Annotated in this window: 17 protein-coding genes; 5 read left to right on the top strand and 12 right to left on the bottom strand. The window is 67.7% G+C overall.

Annotation, left to right across the window (positions count from 1 at the left end; all coding sequences use genetic code 11):
- Positions 1-2 precede the first annotated feature (2 nt).
- The 11 genes from nuoK to OG735_RS25075 all read right to left on the bottom strand — a co-directional run bounded on the left by nuoK (position 3) and on the right by OG735_RS25075 (position 11,040).
- A complete protein-coding gene (gene nuoK / locus OG735_RS25125; protein WP_069927518.1) occupies positions 3-302 on the bottom strand; it encodes an NADH-quinone oxidoreductase subunit NuoK in 300 nt (99 codons plus the stop codon).
- Positions 299-1,162, bottom strand: a complete 864-nt coding sequence (locus OG735_RS25120) for an NADH-quinone oxidoreductase subunit J (RefSeq protein ID WP_327325417.1) — start codon at positions 1,160-1,162, stop codon at positions 299-301. The genes nuoK and OG735_RS25120 overlap by 4 nt, the downstream gene beginning before the upstream one ends.
- On the bottom strand, positions 1,159-1,746 hold the full coding sequence (nuoI, locus tag OG735_RS25115; protein WP_327325416.1) for an NADH-quinone oxidoreductase subunit NuoI: 588 nt from the start codon (positions 1,744-1,746) through the stop codon (positions 1,159-1,161). Before nuoI ends, OG735_RS25120 begins: the two co-directional genes overlap by 4 nt.
- A complete protein-coding gene (nuoH, locus tag OG735_RS25110; protein ID WP_442812483.1) occupies positions 1,739-3,169 on the bottom strand; it encodes an NADH-quinone oxidoreductase subunit NuoH in 1,431 nt (476 codons plus the stop codon). The genes nuoI and nuoH overlap by 8 nt, the downstream gene beginning before the upstream one ends.
- Positions 3,170-3,281: 112 nt before the next feature.
- Positions 3,282-5,783, bottom strand: coding sequence for an NADH-quinone oxidoreductase subunit G (locus tag OG735_RS25105; protein WP_327325415.1), 2,502 nt, complete (start codon positions 5,781-5,783; stop codon positions 3,282-3,284).
- A gap of 97 nt (positions 5,784-5,880) precedes the next feature.
- The gene (gene nuoF, locus OG735_RS25100) at positions 5,881-7,230 is read right to left on the bottom strand and encodes an NADH-quinone oxidoreductase subunit NuoF (protein WP_327325414.1); all 1,350 of its coding nucleotides are present in this window, start codon (positions 7,228-7,230) and stop codon (positions 5,881-5,883) included.
- Positions 7,230-8,042: an NADH-quinone oxidoreductase subunit NuoE gene (nuoE, locus tag OG735_RS25095; RefSeq protein WP_327328447.1), complete on the bottom strand. Its 813-nt coding sequence runs from the start codon at positions 8,040-8,042 to the stop codon at positions 7,230-7,232. Before nuoE ends, nuoF begins: the two co-directional genes overlap by 1 nt.
- A 17-nt stretch (positions 8,043-8,059) precedes the next feature.
- Positions 8,060-9,394, bottom strand: a complete 1,335-nt coding sequence (locus OG735_RS25090; RefSeq protein WP_327325413.1) for an NADH-quinone oxidoreductase subunit D — start codon at positions 9,392-9,394, stop codon at positions 8,060-8,062.
- Complete coding sequence (locus OG735_RS25085) at positions 9,394-10,110, bottom strand: NADH-quinone oxidoreductase subunit C (RefSeq protein WP_327325412.1); 717 nt, start codon at positions 10,108-10,110, stop codon at positions 9,394-9,396. The genes OG735_RS25090 and OG735_RS25085 overlap by 1 nt, the downstream gene beginning before the upstream one ends.
- Positions 10,107-10,661, bottom strand: a complete 555-nt coding sequence (locus OG735_RS25080) for a NuoB/complex I 20 kDa subunit family protein (RefSeq protein ID WP_327325411.1) — start codon at positions 10,659-10,661, stop codon at positions 10,107-10,109. Before OG735_RS25080 ends, OG735_RS25085 begins: the two co-directional genes overlap by 4 nt.
- A 19-nt stretch (positions 10,662-10,680) precedes the next feature.
- The gene (locus tag OG735_RS25075; RefSeq protein ID WP_030494815.1) at positions 10,681-11,040 is read right to left on the bottom strand and encodes an NADH-quinone oxidoreductase subunit A; all 360 of its coding nucleotides are present in this window, start codon (positions 11,038-11,040) and stop codon (positions 10,681-10,683) included.
- 692 nt (positions 11,041-11,732) lie between these two features.
- Here OG735_RS25075 and OG735_RS25070 point away from each other — a divergent pair.
- Both OG735_RS25070 and OG735_RS25065 read left to right on the top strand, forming a co-directional pair.
- Entirely contained in the window at positions 11,733-12,527 is a 795-nt protein-coding gene (locus tag OG735_RS25070) for a C40 family peptidase (protein ID WP_327325410.1), read from the top strand.
- Positions 12,528-13,022: 495 nt separating this feature from the next.
- Complete coding sequence (locus tag OG735_RS25065; RefSeq protein WP_327325409.1) at positions 13,023-13,175, top strand: hypothetical protein; 153 nt, start codon at positions 13,023-13,025, stop codon at positions 13,173-13,175.
- A 222-nt stretch (positions 13,176-13,397) separates the two neighbouring features.
- Here OG735_RS25065 and OG735_RS25060 read toward each other — a convergent pair whose 3' ends face one another.
- On the bottom strand, positions 13,398-14,750 hold the full coding sequence (locus tag OG735_RS25060; protein ID WP_327325408.1) for a transcriptional regulator: 1,353 nt from the start codon (positions 14,748-14,750) through the stop codon (positions 13,398-13,400).
- A 181-nt stretch (positions 14,751-14,931) separates the two neighbouring features.
- Here OG735_RS25060 and OG735_RS25055 point away from each other — a divergent pair, with 181 nt between their 5' ends.
- The 3 genes from OG735_RS25055 to tgmA are packed head-to-tail and all read left to right on the top strand — an operon-like array spanning position 14,932 to position 16,154.
- Entirely contained in the window at positions 14,932-15,300 is a 369-nt protein-coding gene (locus OG735_RS25055) for an ATP-binding protein (protein ID WP_327325407.1), read from the top strand.
- The gene (locus OG735_RS25050) at positions 15,294-15,866 is read left to right on the top strand and encodes a hypothetical protein (protein WP_327325406.1); all 573 of its coding nucleotides are present in this window, start codon (positions 15,294-15,296) and stop codon (positions 15,864-15,866) included. Before OG735_RS25055 ends, OG735_RS25050 begins: the two co-directional genes overlap by 7 nt.
- 24 nt (positions 15,867-15,890) lie before the next feature.
- Complete coding sequence (gene tgmA / locus OG735_RS25045) at positions 15,891-16,154, top strand: putative ATP-grasp-modified RiPP (RefSeq protein WP_327325405.1); 264 nt, start codon at positions 15,891-15,893, stop codon at positions 16,152-16,154.

The raw sequence follows: 16,154 nt of genomic DNA, 5'->3' as shown, positions 1-16,154 counted from the left end.
CCTTACAGCTTCATCAGGCTGGCGTCGTCGACCGAGGCCGAGTGGCGGGAACGGAACAGCGACACGATGATCGCGAGCCCGACCACGACCTCCGCGGCGGCGACGACCATCGTGAAGAAGGCGATGATCTGGCCGTCGAGATTGCCGTGCATCCGGGAGAAGGCGACGAACGCGAGGTTGCAGGCGTTGAGCATCAGCTCGACGCACATGAAGACCACGATCGCGTTCCGCCGGATCAGCACCCCGGCGGCGCCGATGGTGAACAACAGCGCCGCGAGATACAGATAGTTGACGGGATTCACTTCGCGACCTTCCCTTCGCCCGATTGCTGCGACTGCTGCGACTGCTGCGACTCAGGCGATTCCTGGTCCCGTCCGAGCCGCTCCTCCGAGCGCTGCTCCAGCGCCTTGAGGTCGTTCAGCGCGTCGCTCGACACATCGCGGATCTGGCCGCGCTCCCGCAGCGTCTTGCTGACGGTGAGCGCGGACGTGGTGCCGTCCGGCAGCAGACCGGGGATGTCCACGGCGTTGTGCCGGGCGTAGACACCGGGCGCGGGCAGCGGCGGCAGCTGCTTGCCGCGTACGCGCTCCTCGGACATCTCCCGCTGTGTCTTGGCACGCTCGGTGCGCTCCCGGTGCGTGAGCACCATCGCGCCGACGGCCGCCGTGATCAGCAGCGCGCCGGTGATCTCGAAGGCGAAGACGTACTTGGTGAAGATGAGCCGGGCGAGTCCCTCGACATTGCCGCCGTGTGCGCTGTTGGCCGGACCGAGCCCGTTGAAGGTCTTCAGCGAGGCATTGCCGATTCCGGCGATCAGCAGCACACCGAAGCCGAGCCCGCAGGCAGCGGCCCACCAGCGCTGGCCCTTCAGCGTCTCCTTGAGCGAGTCGGCGGCGGTGACACCGACCAGCATGACGACGAAGAGGAACAGCATCATGATCGCGCCGGTGTAGACGATGATCTGGACGACACCGAGGAAGTACGCGCCGTTGGCGAGATAGAAGACCGCCAGGACGATCATGGTTCCGGCGAGACTCAGCGCACTGTGCACGGCCCGCTTCATCAGGATCGTGCCGAGCGCCCCGAGGACGGCGATGGTGCCGAGGACCCAGAACTGGAAGGCCTCACCCGTCGAAGTGGTGGAGGCGGCGAGCGTGTTCATACGTCCACCTCCTCGCCCTTCTCCCCCTTGGAGACGGCGACCTGCTGGACCGTGCCGGGAGCGGCCTCGGTGACCAGGCCCCGGTAGTAGTCCTGCTCGTCCGTGCCCGGGAAGATCGAGTGCGGGGAGTCGACCATGCCCTCCTCGAGTCCGGCGAGCAGCTGCTCCTTCGTATAGATGAGGTTCTCCCGGCTGCTGTCGGCCAGTTCGAACTCGTTGGTCATCGTCAGCGCCCGGGTCGGGCAGGCTTCGATGCACAGTCCGCACAGAATGCAGCGGGCGTAGTTGATCTGGTAGACGCGGCCGTAGCGCTCACCCGGGGAGTAGCGCTCCTCGTCGGTGTTCTCCGCGCCCTCCACATAGATCGCGTCCGCCGGACAGGCCCAGGCGCACAGCTCGCATCCGATGCACTTCTCGAGCCCGTCGGGATGGCGGTTGAGCTGGTGCCGGCCGTGGAAGCGCGGCGCCGTGATCTTCTGCTGCTCCGGGTACTGCTCGGTCAGCCGCTTCTTGAACATGGCCTTGAAGGTCACGCCGAAGCCGGCAACCGGATTCTCGAACTTGTTCTCGGATTCCTCAGACACCGTCAGCCTCCTTTCCGTCACCAGGGCCGTCACTTGCCCCGGGGGCTCGGGGGTGTCCCCCGGAAATGTCACGGTCGGTGCCACCACTGACAATCAACTCGCGCTCACGTCGCGGCCGTCGACGGGGCACGGGCGGGAGGGTCTGTCCCGGCAGCGGCGGTACGGGGAAACCGCCCGCCATCGGGTCGAAGGCCGGCGGCTCGCCCTTGGCGGCCTCCGCCTCCTTCTCCTTCTTGCCGCGGAACATGTCGGCGACGAAGGAGAGCAGCAGCACCGCGATCACCGCGCCGCCGACGTACAGCACGATCTGCTGGAAGTCGTAGTTCTCGTTCCGCAGCGCCCGTACGGTCGCCACCAGCATCAGCCAGACCACCGATACCGGGATCAGTACCTTCCAGCCGAGCTTCATCAGCTGGTCGTAGCGGACCCGGGGCAGCGTGCCGCGCAGCCAGATGAAGAAGAACAGCAACAGCTGGACCTTGATGACGAACCAGAGCATCGGCCACCAGCCGTGGTTCGCGCCCTCCCAGAAAGTGGAGACCGGGTACGGGACCCGCCAGCCGCCCAGGAAGAGGGTGACCGAGACCGCCGAGACGGTGACCATGTTGACGTACTCGGCCAGCATGAACATCGCGAACTTGATCGAGCTGTACTCGGTGTTGAAGCCGCCGACGAGGTCGCCCTCGGACTCCGGCATGTCGAAGGGGGCGCGGTTGGTCTCGGCCACCATCGTGACGATGTAGATGATGAAGGAGACCGGCAGCAGGATGATGTACCAGCGGTCCGCCTGCGCCTCGACGATCTTCGAGGTCGACATCGACCCGGAGTAGAGGAAGACGGAGGCGAAGGCGGCGCCCATGGCAATCTCGTACGAGATCATCTGTGCGCAGGAGCGGAGTCCGCCGAGCAGCGGGTACGTCGAGCCCGACGACCAGCCGGCGAGGACGATGCCGTAGATGCCGACCGAGGCGACCGCGAGGATGTAGAGCATCGCGATCGGCAGGTCGGTGAGCTGCATCGTGGTGCGGTGGCCGAAGATCGAGATCTCGTTGGCGGCCGGACCGAAGGGGATCACGGCGATTGCCATGAAGGCCGGGATCGCGGCGACGATCGGCGCGAGGACATAGACGACCTTGTCCGCGCGCTTGACGATGACATCTTCCTTCAGCATCAGCTTGATGCCGTCGGCGAGGGACTGGAGCATGCCCCAGGGCCCGTGCCGGTTGGGGCCGATGCGCAGCTGCATCCAGGCGACGACCTTGCGCTCCCACACGATGGAGAAGAGCACGGTGATCATCAGGAACGCGAAGCAGAACACTGCCTTGATGACGACGAGCCACCAGGGGTCGTGCCCGAACATCGAGAGATCCTCGGCGGCGAGGACGCTCCGCTGGGCTTCCGCGATATGGGCGAGGGCAGTCACGCTCGCACCTCCGTTGCGGGGACGGCCAGGGCTGCGCCCGGCCTGACGACGTGGGTACGGGGCCGGGCGACCGCGTTGCGCGGCCCGCGGCCCGCGACCGCGGTGAGGGCGGTCATGACTGGACCTCCGCTGCGTCGTTCGCGGCGGCCGCCGGGCCGATGCGGACGAGCTGTCCGGGCACGGCGCCGGTGTCCGAAGTGACACCGCCGCCCACGGAGTTCAGCGGCAGCCACACCACCCGGTCGGGCATCTCGCTCACCTGGAGCGGGAGCCGTACCGAGCCGGCCGGGCCGCTGACGGCCAGGACGTCGCCGTCCTTGACGCCCGTCTCGGCCGCTGTCGCCGCGGAGAGCCGGGCGACCGCCGCATGGCGAGTGCCCGCCAGCGCCTCGTCGCCCTGCTGCAGCAGACCCTGGTCGAGCAACAGCCGGTGTCCCGCGAGGACCGCCTCGCCCTCGCCCGGTCGGGGCAGGGACTGCGCGGACTCCGTCGGCTCGGTGGCCCGGGGGCCCTGCCAGCCGCCGAGCCGGTCGAGCTCCGTGCGTACGGACTTGAGGTCCGGCAGCCCGAAGCTGACGTCGAGCGCGTCCGCGAGCATGTGCAGCACCCGCGCGTCGGTCGGCGCCAGGCGGCGGGTCATCTGTTCCGGCTTGAGCGCGGCCTCGAACAGCCTCGCCCTGCCCTCCCAGTTGAGGAACGTGCCCGGCTTCTCGGCGACGGCCGCGACCGGGAAGACCACGTCTGCCCGCTCGGTGACCTCACTCGGCCGCAGTTCCAGAGAGACCAGGAAGCCGACCGCGTCGAGTGCCGCGCGTGCGCGTGCCGGGTCGGGCAGGTCCGCGACCTCGACGCCCGCCACCAGCAGCGCGCCCAGTTCGCCGGTGGCCGCGGCCTCGACGATCTGGCCGGTGTCGCGGCCGTAGCGGTGCGGGAGTTCGCGTACGCGCCAGGCCGCCGCGGTCTCCTCACGGGCCCGCGGGTCGGTGGCCGGGCGGCCGCCGGGCAGCAGCGAGGGGATCGCGCCCGCCTCGATGGCGCCGCGCTCACCCGCCCTGCGCGGGATCCACACCAGCCGGGCACCGGTCGCGGTGGCGGCCCGTGCGGCGGCGGTGAGTCCGCCGGGCACGGCCGCGAGCCGCTCGCCGACCACGATCACCGCGCCTGCGGAGCGCAGCGCCTCGGCCGCCTTCGCGCCGTCGCCCTCCAGACCGGTGCCGGCCGCCAGCGCGTTCAGCCACTCGGTCTCGGTGCCGGGGGCGGCGGCCAGCAGCGTGCCGCCCGCCTTCGCCAGGCCCCGGGTGGCGTGCGTGGCCAGGGCGAAGGTGCGCTGGCCGTGCTTGCGATGCGCCTTGCGCAGCCGCAGGAAGACGCCGGGCGCCTCCTCCTCGGACTCGAACCCGGCCAGCAGTACGGCCGGGGCCTTCTCCAGGGAGGTGTAGGTGACGCCGCTGCCGTCCAGATCGCGGCCCTGCCCGGCGACGCGGGCGGCCAGGAAGTCGGCCTCCTCGCTGCTGTGCACGCGCGCCCGGAAGTCGACGTCATTGGTGTCGAGGGCGACCCGCGCGAACTTGGCGTACGCATAGGAGTCCTCAACGGTGAGCCGGCCGCCCACGAGGACACCGGCCCGGCCGCGGGCCCCGCTCAGCCCGCGGGCCGCCGCCTCCAGCGCCTCCGGCCAGCTCGCCGGTTCCAGGACGCCTTCGTCATTGCGTACGAGAGGGGTGGTGAGCCGGTCCGGCTTCTGCGCGTAACGGAAGCCGAAGCGCCCCTTGTCGCAGAGCCACTCCTCGTTGACCTCGGGGTCCTCCGCCGCGAGGCGCCGCATGACCTTGCCGCGCCGGTGGTCGGTGCGGGTCGCGCAGCCGCCGGCGCAGTGCTCGCACACGCTCGGCGACGAGACCAGGTCGAAGGGGCGGGAGCGGAATCGGTACGCCGCCGAGGTCAGCGCGCCCACCGGGCAGATCTGGATGGTGTTGCCGGAGAAGTACGACTCGAAGGGGTCGCCCTCACCCGTGCCGACCTGCTGGAGGGCGCCCCGTTCGATCAGCTCGATCATCGGGTCGCCCGCGACCTGGTTGGAGAAGCGGGTGCAGCGGGCGCAGAGCACGCACCGCTCACGGTCGAGCAGCACCTGTGTGGAGATCGGCACGGGCTTCTCGTATGTGCGCTTGCGGCCCTCGAAGCGGGTGTCCGGGTCGCCCACCTGCATGGCCTGGTTCTGCAGGGGGCATTCGCCGCCCTTGTCGCAGACCGGGCAGTCCAGCGGGTGGTTGATCAGCAGCAGCTCCATCACACCGCGCTGGGCCTTCTCGGCGACCGGCGAGGTGAGCTGCGACTTGACGACCATGCCGTCGGTGCAGGTGATGGTGCAGGACGCCATCGGCTTGCGCTGGCCCTCGACCTCGACGATGCACTGGCGGCAGGCGCCGGCCGGGTCGAGGAGGGGGTGGTCGCAGAACCGCGGGATCTCGATGCCCAGCAGTTCGGCGGCCCGGATGACCAGCGTCCCCTTGGGGACGGAGATCGCGATGCCGTCGATCGTCAGCGAGACAAGATCTTCCGGCGGAACGGCCGCGCTGCCGCCTCCGGCGGGGTTGGACGTCGTGACGGTCATGCCCGTACCTCCGCACGAGGTGAGTCGGACTGCGGTGCTTCGCCCGCAGGGCGGTGGGCGGCGAAGCCGCGGCCGGGGCTCGGCGCATACGCCTCGGTCATGCGTTCACCTCCAGGTGCTTGTCGGCCCAGACGGTCGACTTGGCAGGGTCGAAGGGGCAGCCCTTGCCGGTGATGTGCTGCTCGTACTCCTCGCGGAAGTACTTGAGCGAGGAGAAGATGGGGGACGCGGCACCGTCGCCCAGCGCGCAGAAGGACTTGCCGTTGATGTTGTCGGCGATGTCGTTGAGCTTGTCGAGATCGGACATGACGCCCTTGCCGGCCTCGATGTCGCGCAGCAGCTGCACCAGCCAGTACGTGCCTTCGCGGCACGGGGTGCACTTGCCGCAGGACTCGTGGGCGTAGAACTCGGTCCACCGCGTCACGGCCCGTACGACACACGTGGTCTCGTCGAAGCACTGCAACGCCTTGGTGCCGAGCATCGAACCGGCCGCGCCGACGCCCTCGTAGTCCAGCGGGACATCGAGGTGCTCGTCGGTGAACATCGGGGTCGAAGAGCCGCCCGGGGTCCAGAACTTGAGGCGGTGCCCGGCCCTGATCCCGCCGCTCATGTCGAGCAGCTGGCGCAGCGTGATGCCGAGCGGGGCCTCGTACTGTCCGGGGTTGGTGACATGGCCGCTGAGCGAGTAGAGCGTGAAGCCCGGGGACTTCTCGCTGCCCATCGACTTGAACCAGTCCTTGCCGCGTTGGAGGATCGCGGGAACGGAGGCGATGGACTCGACGTTGTTCACCACAGTGGGGCACGCGTAGAGACCGGCGACGGCGGGGAAGGGAGGTCGCAGCCGGGGCTGGCCGCGACGGCCCTCCAAGGAGTCCAGCAGCGCGGTCTCCTCACCACAGATGTACGCGCCCGCGCCCGCGTGCACGGTGAGTTCGAGGTCGAGTCCGCTGCCGAGAACGTTCTTGCCGAGGTAGCCCGCCTCGTACGCCTCGCGCACGGCTTCGTGCAGCCGTCGCAGTACGGGGACGACTTCACCGCGCAGATAGATGAACGCGTGATTCGACCGGATCGCATAGCAGGCGATCACGATCCCCTCGATGAGGGAGTGCGGGTTGGCGAAGAGAAGCGGGATGTCCTTGCAGGTCCCGGGCTCCGACTCGTCGGCGTTGACAACAAGATAGTGCGGCTTTCCGTCGCCCTGCGGAATGAACTGCCACTTCATTCCGGTGGGGAAGCCGGCGCCGCCGCGGCCGCGCAGTCCGGAGTCCTTGACGTACGCGATGAGGTCGTCGGGCGACATGGCCAGCGCCTTGCGCAGCCCTTCGTACCCCTCGTGCCGCCGGTAGGTGTCCAGCGTCCAGGGCTCCGCCTCGTCCCAGAAGGCGGAGAGGACGGGCGCGAGGAGCTTCTCGGGGCTCGTCTCGTTGAGCTCGGGTGCCAAGGTCATCACTCCCCCTCCTCGGCAGCGGGCCCGGCCGGGTGCGCGGGGTCGGAGTCCGAGGTCTGCTGTGGCGCGTCGTGCGAGCTGAGGTGCTGGGACCCGGGCTGCGGGGCCTCGTGGGCGACCTCACCGCGCGGGGCGACCACCCGGGGGGCGGGCTGCTCGCCCTTGGCGAGGCGCAGGCCGATCAGCGAGGCGGGTCCCGCACCGCCGGTCGCCTCGACGGCGCCGGGGCGCTCGTCGGGGAAGCCCGCGAGGATCCGCGCGGTCTCCTTGTACGTACAGAGGGGAGCGCCGCGGGTGGGCTGGACCTGCCGTCCCGCGCGCAGATCGTCGACGAGCCGCTTGGCTGTCTCCGGCGTCTGGTTGTCGAAGAACTCCCAGTTGACCATCACCACAGGGGCGAAGTCGCAGGCCGCGTTGCACTCGATGTGCTCGAGGGTGACCTTGCCGTCCCCGGTCGTCTCGTTGTTGCCGACGCCGAGGTGCTCCTTGAGCTCCTCGAAAATGGCGTCGCCGCCCATCACCGCGCAGAGCGTGTTGGTGCAGACCCCGACCTGGTAGTCGCCGGAGGGCTTGCGCCGGTACATCGAGTAGAAGGTGGACACCGCGGTGACCTCGGCAGTGGTCAGCTCCAGCATCTCGGCGCAGAACCGGACGCCGGTGCGGGTGACGTAACCCTCCTCCGCCTGCACCAGATGCAGCAGCGGCAGCAGGGCGGACCGGCTGTCGGGGTAGCGGGCGATGATCTCCTTCGCGTCCGCTTCGAGCCTGGCACGCACATCGGCCGGGTAGTCGGGGGCGGGGAGCTGTGGCATCCCCAAGCTGATGTCTGTCACCGGTCGACGCCTCCCATCACGGGGTCGATGGACGCGACGGCGACGATGACGTCGGCGACCTGGCCGCCCTCGCACATCGCCGCCATGGCCTGCAGATTGGTGAAGGACGGGTCACGGAAGTGGACCCGGTAGGGGCGGGTGCCGCCGTCGCTCACGACATGGACGCCGAGTTCGCCCTTGGGCGATTCGACCGCGGTGTACGCCTGTCCGGCCGGGACCCTGAAGCCTTCGGTCACCAGCTTGAAGTGATGGATCAGGGCCTCCATGGAGGTGCCCATGATCTTCTTGATGTGGTCGAGGGAGTTGCCGAGCCCGTCGGGGCCGAGGGCGAGCTGCGCGGGCCAGGCGATCTTCTTGTCGGCGACCATCACCGGTCCCGGCTCGAGCCGGTCCAGGCACTGCTCGACGATGCGCAGCGACTGCCGCATCTCCTCCAGGCGGATGAGGAAGCGGCCGTACGCGTCGCAGCTGTCGGCGGTCGGGACGTCGAACTCATACGTCTCGTAACCGCAGTAGGGGTCGGTCTTGCGCAGATCGTGGGCGAGACCGGCGGAGCGCAGGATCGGTCCGGTCGCGCCGAGCGCCAGGCAGCCGGTCAGATCGAGATAGCCGATGTCCTGCATACGGGCCTTGAAGATGGGGTTGCCGGTGGCGAGCTTGTCGTACTCCGGCAGGTTCTTCTTCATCGTCTTCACGAACTCGCGAAGCTGGTCGATGGCGCCGGGCGGCAGGTCCTGCGCGAGTCCGCCGGGCCGGATGAAGGCGTGGTTCATCCGCAGGCCGGTGATCAACTCATAGATGTCGAGAATCAGTTCACGATCCCGGAATCCGTAGATCATGATCGTGGTGGCGCCGAGCTCCATACCGCCGGTGGCGATGCACACCAGGTGGGAGGAGAGCCGGTTGAGCTCCATCAGCAGGACGCGGATGATCGTTGCCCGGTCCGGGATCTCGTCGGTGATGCCGAGCAGCTTCTCCACACCCAGGCAGTACGCCGCCTCGTTGAAGAACGGCGTCAGATAATCCATGCGCGTGACGAAGGTGGTGCCCTGCACCCAGGTCCGGTACTCGAGGTTCTTCTCGATGCCGGTGTGCAGATAGCCGATGCCGCAGCGGGCCTCGGTGACCGTCTCGCCGTCGATCTCCAGGATCAGCCGGAGCACGCCGTGCGTGGAGGGGTGCTGCGGGCCCATGTTGACGACGATCCGCTCGTCGTCGGCCTTGGCCGCGGACTGGACGACCTCGTCCCAGTCGCCGCCGGTGACCGTATATACGGTCCCCTCGGTGGTCTCGCGGGCGGAAGCGGGGGATGTTCCCTGTGAAGCAGACATCAGCTGTACGACCTCCGCTGGTCCGGAGCCGGGATCTGGGCGCCCTTGTACTCGACGGCGATGCCGCCGAGCGGATAGTCCTTGCGCTGCGGGAAGCCCTGCCAGTCGTCCGGCATCATGATCCGGGTGAGGGCGGGGTGGCCGTCGAAGACGAGCCCGAAGAAGTCGTACGTCTCGCGCTCGTGCCAGTCGTTGGTCGGATAGACCGTGACCAGGGACGGCACATGCGGGTCGCTGTCCGGTGCGGAGACCTCGAGGCGGATCAGCCGGCCGTGGGTGAGCGAGCGCAGATGGTAGACGGCGTGCAGCTCACGGCCCTTGTCCTCGAGGTAGTGGACGCCACAGACGCCCGTACAGAGCTCGAAGCGCAGGGCCGGGTCGTCGCGCAGGGTCTGCGCCACGGTGAGCAGATGCTCGCGGGCGATGTGGAAGGTGAGCTCGCCGCGGTCGACGACCGTCTTCTCGATGGCGTTCTCGGGGACGAGGCCCTGCTCCTCCAGTGCGCCTTCGAGCTCGTCGGCGACCTCGTCGAAGTAGCCGCCGTAGGGGCGGTGGGAGGCGCCCGGCAGGGTCACCGTCCTGACGAGACCGCCGTAGCCACTCGTATCGCCGCCGTCGCCTGCGCCGAACATGCCCTTGCGTACGCCGATGACGTCGCCGGACTCGTCCCGTGGCGCAGGGACGTTGTTACCGTTGGTGTTGTTGCTCTCACTCACCGGAGCAGCCCCTTCATCTCGATGGTGGGGAGCGCCTTGAGGGCCGCCTCCTCCGCCTCGCGGGCCGCTTCCTCCGCGTTCACGCCGAGCTTGGAGGTCTGGATCTTGTGGTGCAGTTTGAGAATCGCGTCGATCAGCATCTCGGGACGCGGCGGGCAGCCAGGCAAATAGATGTCGACGGGGACAATGTGATCAACACCCTGCACAATCGCATAATTGTTGAACATTCCGCCCGATGAGGCGCAAACGCCCATGGAAATGACCCACTTGGGATTGGGCATCTGGTCATAGACCTGCCGCAGGACGGGCGCCATCTTCTGACTCACTCGGCCGGCGACGATCATCAGGTCGGCCTGGCGCGGCGATCCGCGGAAGACCTCCATGCCGAAGCGGGCCAGGTCGTAGCGGCCGGCGCCGGTCGTCATCATCTCGATGGCGCAGCAGGCCAGACCGAAGGTCGCCGGGAAGACGGATGATTTGCGCACCCAGCCCGCGGCCTGTTCGACGGTGGTCAGCAGAAAACCGCTCGGCAGCTTCTCTTCGATTCCCATTGGTTTGCCCCTCAGCCCCTCAGTCCCATTCCAGGCCGCCGCGCCGCCATACATACGCGTAGGCGACGAAGACGGTGAGCACGAAGAGCAGCATCTCCACGAGCCCGAAAAGCCCCAGGGCGTCGAAGGTGACCGCCCAGGGGTAGAGGAAGACGATCTCGATGTCGAAGACGATGAAGAGCATCGCCGTCAGGTAGTACTTGATGGGAAAGCGGCCGCCTCCGGCCGGCGTAGGGGTCGGCTCGATGCCGCACTCGTACGCCTCTAGTTTTGCCCGGTTGTACCGCTTTGGGCCGATAAGCGTGGCCATGACCACGGAGAAGATCGCAAACCCTGCCCCGAGGGCGCCGAGCACAAGGATGGGCGCGTAAGCATTCACCCTCCTCGCTCCTTCCAGTCGTCCTTGACCGTTGGACCGCACCGGGCATCCGTCTCGCTGCCTCGCGAAGATCGTGTACATGTGAGGCAGTTCACAAGCCCGACTGCTCCGCATCCTATGCCTGCCGGTCTGTGATCTGCGACACGGGGTACGACAACGTCTTTGTGATCTCCACCACCCGGCGAACGATCATGAAGTCGGATGAGCAGTGATCTTCATACGCGAAGCACCCGAGTGGTCACCAGACGTGACATCCGGTGGTGTTACCGCTGGTCGGAGGGCATGCGCTCTACCAAGCGGTGGCCCGTACAGGCAAATTAGCAATGGGCCGCATCGGGTGATAGTGGACTCCGCGTCACCCACCCGAGGGACCCGCGCGGATCCGGGTGGACACGTGCTCGCATTCACGAGCTGCCGGACGCCAGGACGTTGACCTTTCTGTGACCTGCACCACTCGCTTCATTCATCAATAAAAGGGGGCTTGGCCACCAACGTGAAGGGATGGTAAGTGCCAGGCAATTCGGACCTTTTACGGAAAGCCCATGATCACAGCCGTGATCTTGCGTGCCCGAATTGCCCGTTACGGCGTCAATAAAGGCCGGAGCAGAGCGGATTCAGACGTTCCGGTCGCAACTGTGGCGCAACACACGTTTCTTGAAGGGAACCGTGAGTACTTGATACCGGTTGTACTCATGTCCCACACCGCTCACATACCCAGCCACCGGAAGCCCCGCCGCAGTGCCTCGAAGTCGGCGCTTCGGGCCGGAGTTGCCGGTGGCGTCCTCAGCACCATCGCGGTGGCCGGAGCTGCCGGGCCGGCGAACGCCGAGCCGGTGACCGAGACCATCGAGATGCCGACGCTCACGTCCGGCCCCTCGCTCTCCGCCGCCGTCTCGCAGTCCGCCGAGGCCACTCAGGAGATCGCGCTCGACCTCGAGTTGCAGGCCCAGGAGAACGCCGCCGCCGTCAAGGCCGCGCAGACCGCCAAGAAGGCCAAGGCCGAGGCGGACCGCAAGGCCGAGGCCAAGGAGAAGTCCGAGGCGAAGAAGCGCGCCGACGCCGAGGCACAGCGCGCCTCCCGGTCGTCCGAGCGCACCACGCTCTCCGCGTCCTCCAAAACCTCGAACGCCACGGGCTCCGCCGCGACCGTCGTCGCCTTCCTCAAGGCACAGCTCGGCGACGCCTACGTCATGGGCGCCACCGGACCCAACTCGTGGGACTGCTCCAGCCTCGTCCAGGCCGCCTTCCGGCAGGTCGGCGTCGACCTGCCCCGCGTCTCCCAGGACCAGTCGGTGGCCGGCACCCAGGTGGGCACCAGCAACCTCCAGATCGGCGACATCCTCTACTGGGGCGGCGCCGGTTCCGCGTACCACGTCGGTGTCTACATCGGCGACGGCCAGTACCTCGACGCCGCCAACCCCGGCAAGGGCGTCGTGATCCAGGACCTGTCGGGCTACCCGGCGAGCGGCGCGGTCCGCGTTCTCTGACCGCCCCACGCACCGACCGGCACGCTTCGAAGGGCCGCGGCTCCCCCGCTCGGGGGTGGAGCCGCGGCCCTTCGTCCGTTCACCCGGGTGTGCGGCCGGTCGCGGTGTGCCGCGCTCGGCGAGTTAGCTACGGGCCCGAAAGATCACCGCCAATAGCCGTTCCGCTCGTGCCCTCACCTGCGGCTCGGGATGCGACATAGCTACGGCGAGCAGCACCGTAACCAGAGCAAAGAAGGGGGTAGAAACGGCTGCGATCTGCGCATCAATTCCCATGCGAGAGAGAGTACAAGCTGCCCAGAATTCACTAATTTACCCATATGGGAGCGCGGCATAAAGTTATACGCGTCAACGCCATAAAGATGCACTGATCAGGCATGTTGCACTGCAATATTTCGCCACACCCCGGCCGCATTTCGACCGTGTCGGACCTCACACAGCGGTCGCAATTCTCATGTGCGTATTTCCCTGCTTAGAGGGATATTCCGGGGGGATGCCATGCCGATCCACCCTGGAATGGTCGAGGACCTCTCCGCCGGCGCCCGTGACCTGTACGCGGATGGCGAGGCGCGGCTGCTCGGCATGCGGCAAACGCTGCGAAACCCCGCCGCCTGCAACTGCGCTGGCAGCCGCAATGACCGCTATCCATAGCTGCAAGATGGGCGTCGCCCTTTCTCAGTTAAAGGCTCCGACTCACCGCCGCACCCCGAAGCTACTGTCCCCGCTCCGGGACCCGGCCTGGCCAGCCGCGCAGCTGAACCGAGCCCACCAAGGCGCGAGACTTCAGGCTCACCCTGTGGCAGATCGCCAACCCGTAATCCACTGCGCCCCCCGTTCGCCGGCTCAATGCCGGTGGCGGGGGCGCATTTCGGGTTACGCAGCGGCGACCAGATCGCGCGCCCGCTCGCTGAAATCAGCGACGAGTCGGTGATTCCCGAACGGCTGCATCCGCCGTTGCAGGTCCTGCACGGCCTCGACGCACCGAGAACTCTTCACCTGCCGTGACAGGGAGAGCGTACGGAGACCGGCGGCGTGTGCCGCCTCCAAGTCCCTGCGCTGCAAGTGCGAGACGGCGAGCGCCGCCTGCGACATCGCGCCGCGTCGCGCGCGGCGCTGCTTGCGGGCATGATCGATCGACTGGCGTGCGTGCTCCTCCGCCGCGTCCGCCTGTCCCAGGTCTCGGAAGGTGTTGGCGTGCTCACCATGCAGATAGGCAGGGTCGATGAAGGCTGCCCACTCCTGTTCATCTTCCAGCCGAACACGACCGTACGCCGTCTCGGATTGCCCAACGGCGCGTGCTGCTTCTGACTTCTCGCCGAGCTTCGCCAAGGCGCGAGCTTCAAGCGCCCAGAGGTCCGCGAGACAGGCCGGCGACGTGTTCGAGCCGAGCCCGGCGCGGCCGGCCTGCGCGAGCCTGCGCCCCTCGGTGGGGTTGCCAAGCAGGGTTGCTTGGTCAGCCATGCCCGCGAGCACATGCGCCCCGAGCGCCCGGTTCTTGGACTCCTCGGCCAGACGTAGCGACTGGATCAAGTACCTCTGCGCGGTTCCGTGCTCGCCGTTGTCGTAGGCCATCCATCCGAGCAGGTACGTCTGCTCGGCGGCAGCCTCGCACAGTGCGAGTCGCACGCCCATCGTGTGCGTCCGGCGCAGCAGTGGAAAGACGTGCTGAGTCACGTACTCGGCGAGGATGAGCCGACCCGAGCCGCCGCCCTGCAGTACGTCCATCTTCTGGAATTCGCCGAACATGTTCCGCACTGCGGTCACGTCTTCAAGACGGACGCGCGGGCTCGGTTCGGGCTGCTGGTCAAGGGTGTTGAGAAGCCAGTCACGCGACGGGCCCACTGCTGCCACCGCAGCAAAGGGTGCTGCTGCCAAGAATGCTCGACGGTCCACGTCCGCTCTCCCCAAGTCGGCGACAGCTTCCACGGTAGCGGCGAAAGACTCGTTGTAGACGAGCGAGCGTTCGGCGGAACCGCTCTCACCGAGCCCAAGGTCGTAGGTCGTGACCCGATAGCCGACTGCCGCCGAGATCACATCGGCGAGAATCTCAGGCAGTGGTGAGCGAGGCATGTCGCCGTCCAACCACCGCCGCACGGTCGACGCGTTCGGCGAAATGTGAGGCTGCCCCCACGTCTGAGCTGCGGCTTTGACGCGACGCGCCAACTCCGTCCGGCTGAGGCCCGACCGCGCAAGCCACGTCGCGAGATCACTGTTCGGCGTCTTCATGTCGAACCCTTACCCCTCAGCCACGGGCGGTAGTGGAAGTAACACCCTTTGACACCCTCTCCGACGGTACCCCTGCTCTCGGCGCCGCGGTTGCCTAGTTGCTCGAACCAACGGCGCAGGCAAGGGGGTTGTACTCATGCCGAGATCGGTGGCGCAGCGGTTCCCGCGAGCAGGTGGCGCGGTGCCCGAGGCGCGTTCCTTCTTAGGCAGCGTATTGGAGGAGTGGGCGATTACCGACCGCTCCGAAGACGCGGTGCTCTGCCTCTCCGAGCTTGCGACCAACGCAGTACGCCATGGCGCGCACGGTGACTTCCTTGTCGAGGTCTCCCTCGACGAGGGGTGCCTGCGCGTCGAGGTACACGACACGGGGACGGGTTCCCCCCGTGTCGGGAAGCCGAGTGAAGACGACACCGATGGGCGGGGGCTGCTCATCGTGACGTCACTGGCGGACGGATGGGGGGTGACGCCGCACGACTCGCGCGGCAAGACCGTATGGACGGAGTTCAAAACGACCGAGGGCGGGATGCAAGTCGCGGTGATCCCATGCTGATGGAGACCGCGACCCCGCCGACCGCCGGATTGCTGGCATCGCTCGGTGTCTGGTTCTGGATCGACCTCACCGAGGCTGGTCACGTTGCCTTCGTGCTGCTCGCCCATCCGCCTGCCCGCCGAGAAAGCGAGTCGCCCGAATCCATTGAGGGCGAAATGCGGGGCCTCGCTGCGGCTCTGAGTCTCGCCGATCCTTCGGCTCGACTTCCCGACATCGGTCCCCGACTCGTCGTTCACGGGAGATCCGCGCTCCTGAGCCTCGACGGTTGCCAGGCTGCCCTCCACGTGCCCGTCAGCGCCGAGTGGTCAGGGTTCGTCTCCGCCGGCGCGCCGGTGGCAGTCGCGGTCGGCCTCGATCCCATGCAACCAAGGATGCCGTTCTCCGCCGTCAGGCCGTACGTATCGGAAGGTGCGCAGCGCGGCCGGCTGTTCCTCGGCATCGCACCAACACTCCCGCGTCGGGCAGAGGCGACTCGTTCACCTCGCCACCCGATGCGGGCCACTACCTCGGTGCGGCCTTGTCGTCGAACCGAGGCAAGCGCACCGTCTGCAACTCAAGGCACCTGACCGTCAACCAGAGAAGGAGATTCGATGGCCACCGCAGTGCAGCCATGGGGGATGAGCCGCTTAGCGCTCTACACGAACACCGTGGAACTGCCGTACACCCGAACGGAGCTCGACACCGCGACTCAGACAACGCGGTACTTCGACGCGGTCGGGCAGCCCGTCGAGATGGGCGGTCACGGCACCAGCAACTCGACGTCGACCTCGACCTCGACCGGCGCCGACGGCGGAGGCGCGCAGCCGCCCGCCCCCGCCGACTCGGACTCGTACCCCGACACGTCGTCGGACTGA

Source organism: Streptomyces sp. NBC_01210 (genome assembly GCF_036010325.1).
GTDB lineage: Bacteria > Actinomycetota > Actinomycetes > Streptomycetales > Streptomycetaceae > Streptomyces.
The sequence above is the reverse complement of the archived record's forward strand: the minus strand, read 5'-3'. Positions and strand labels throughout refer to the sequence as shown.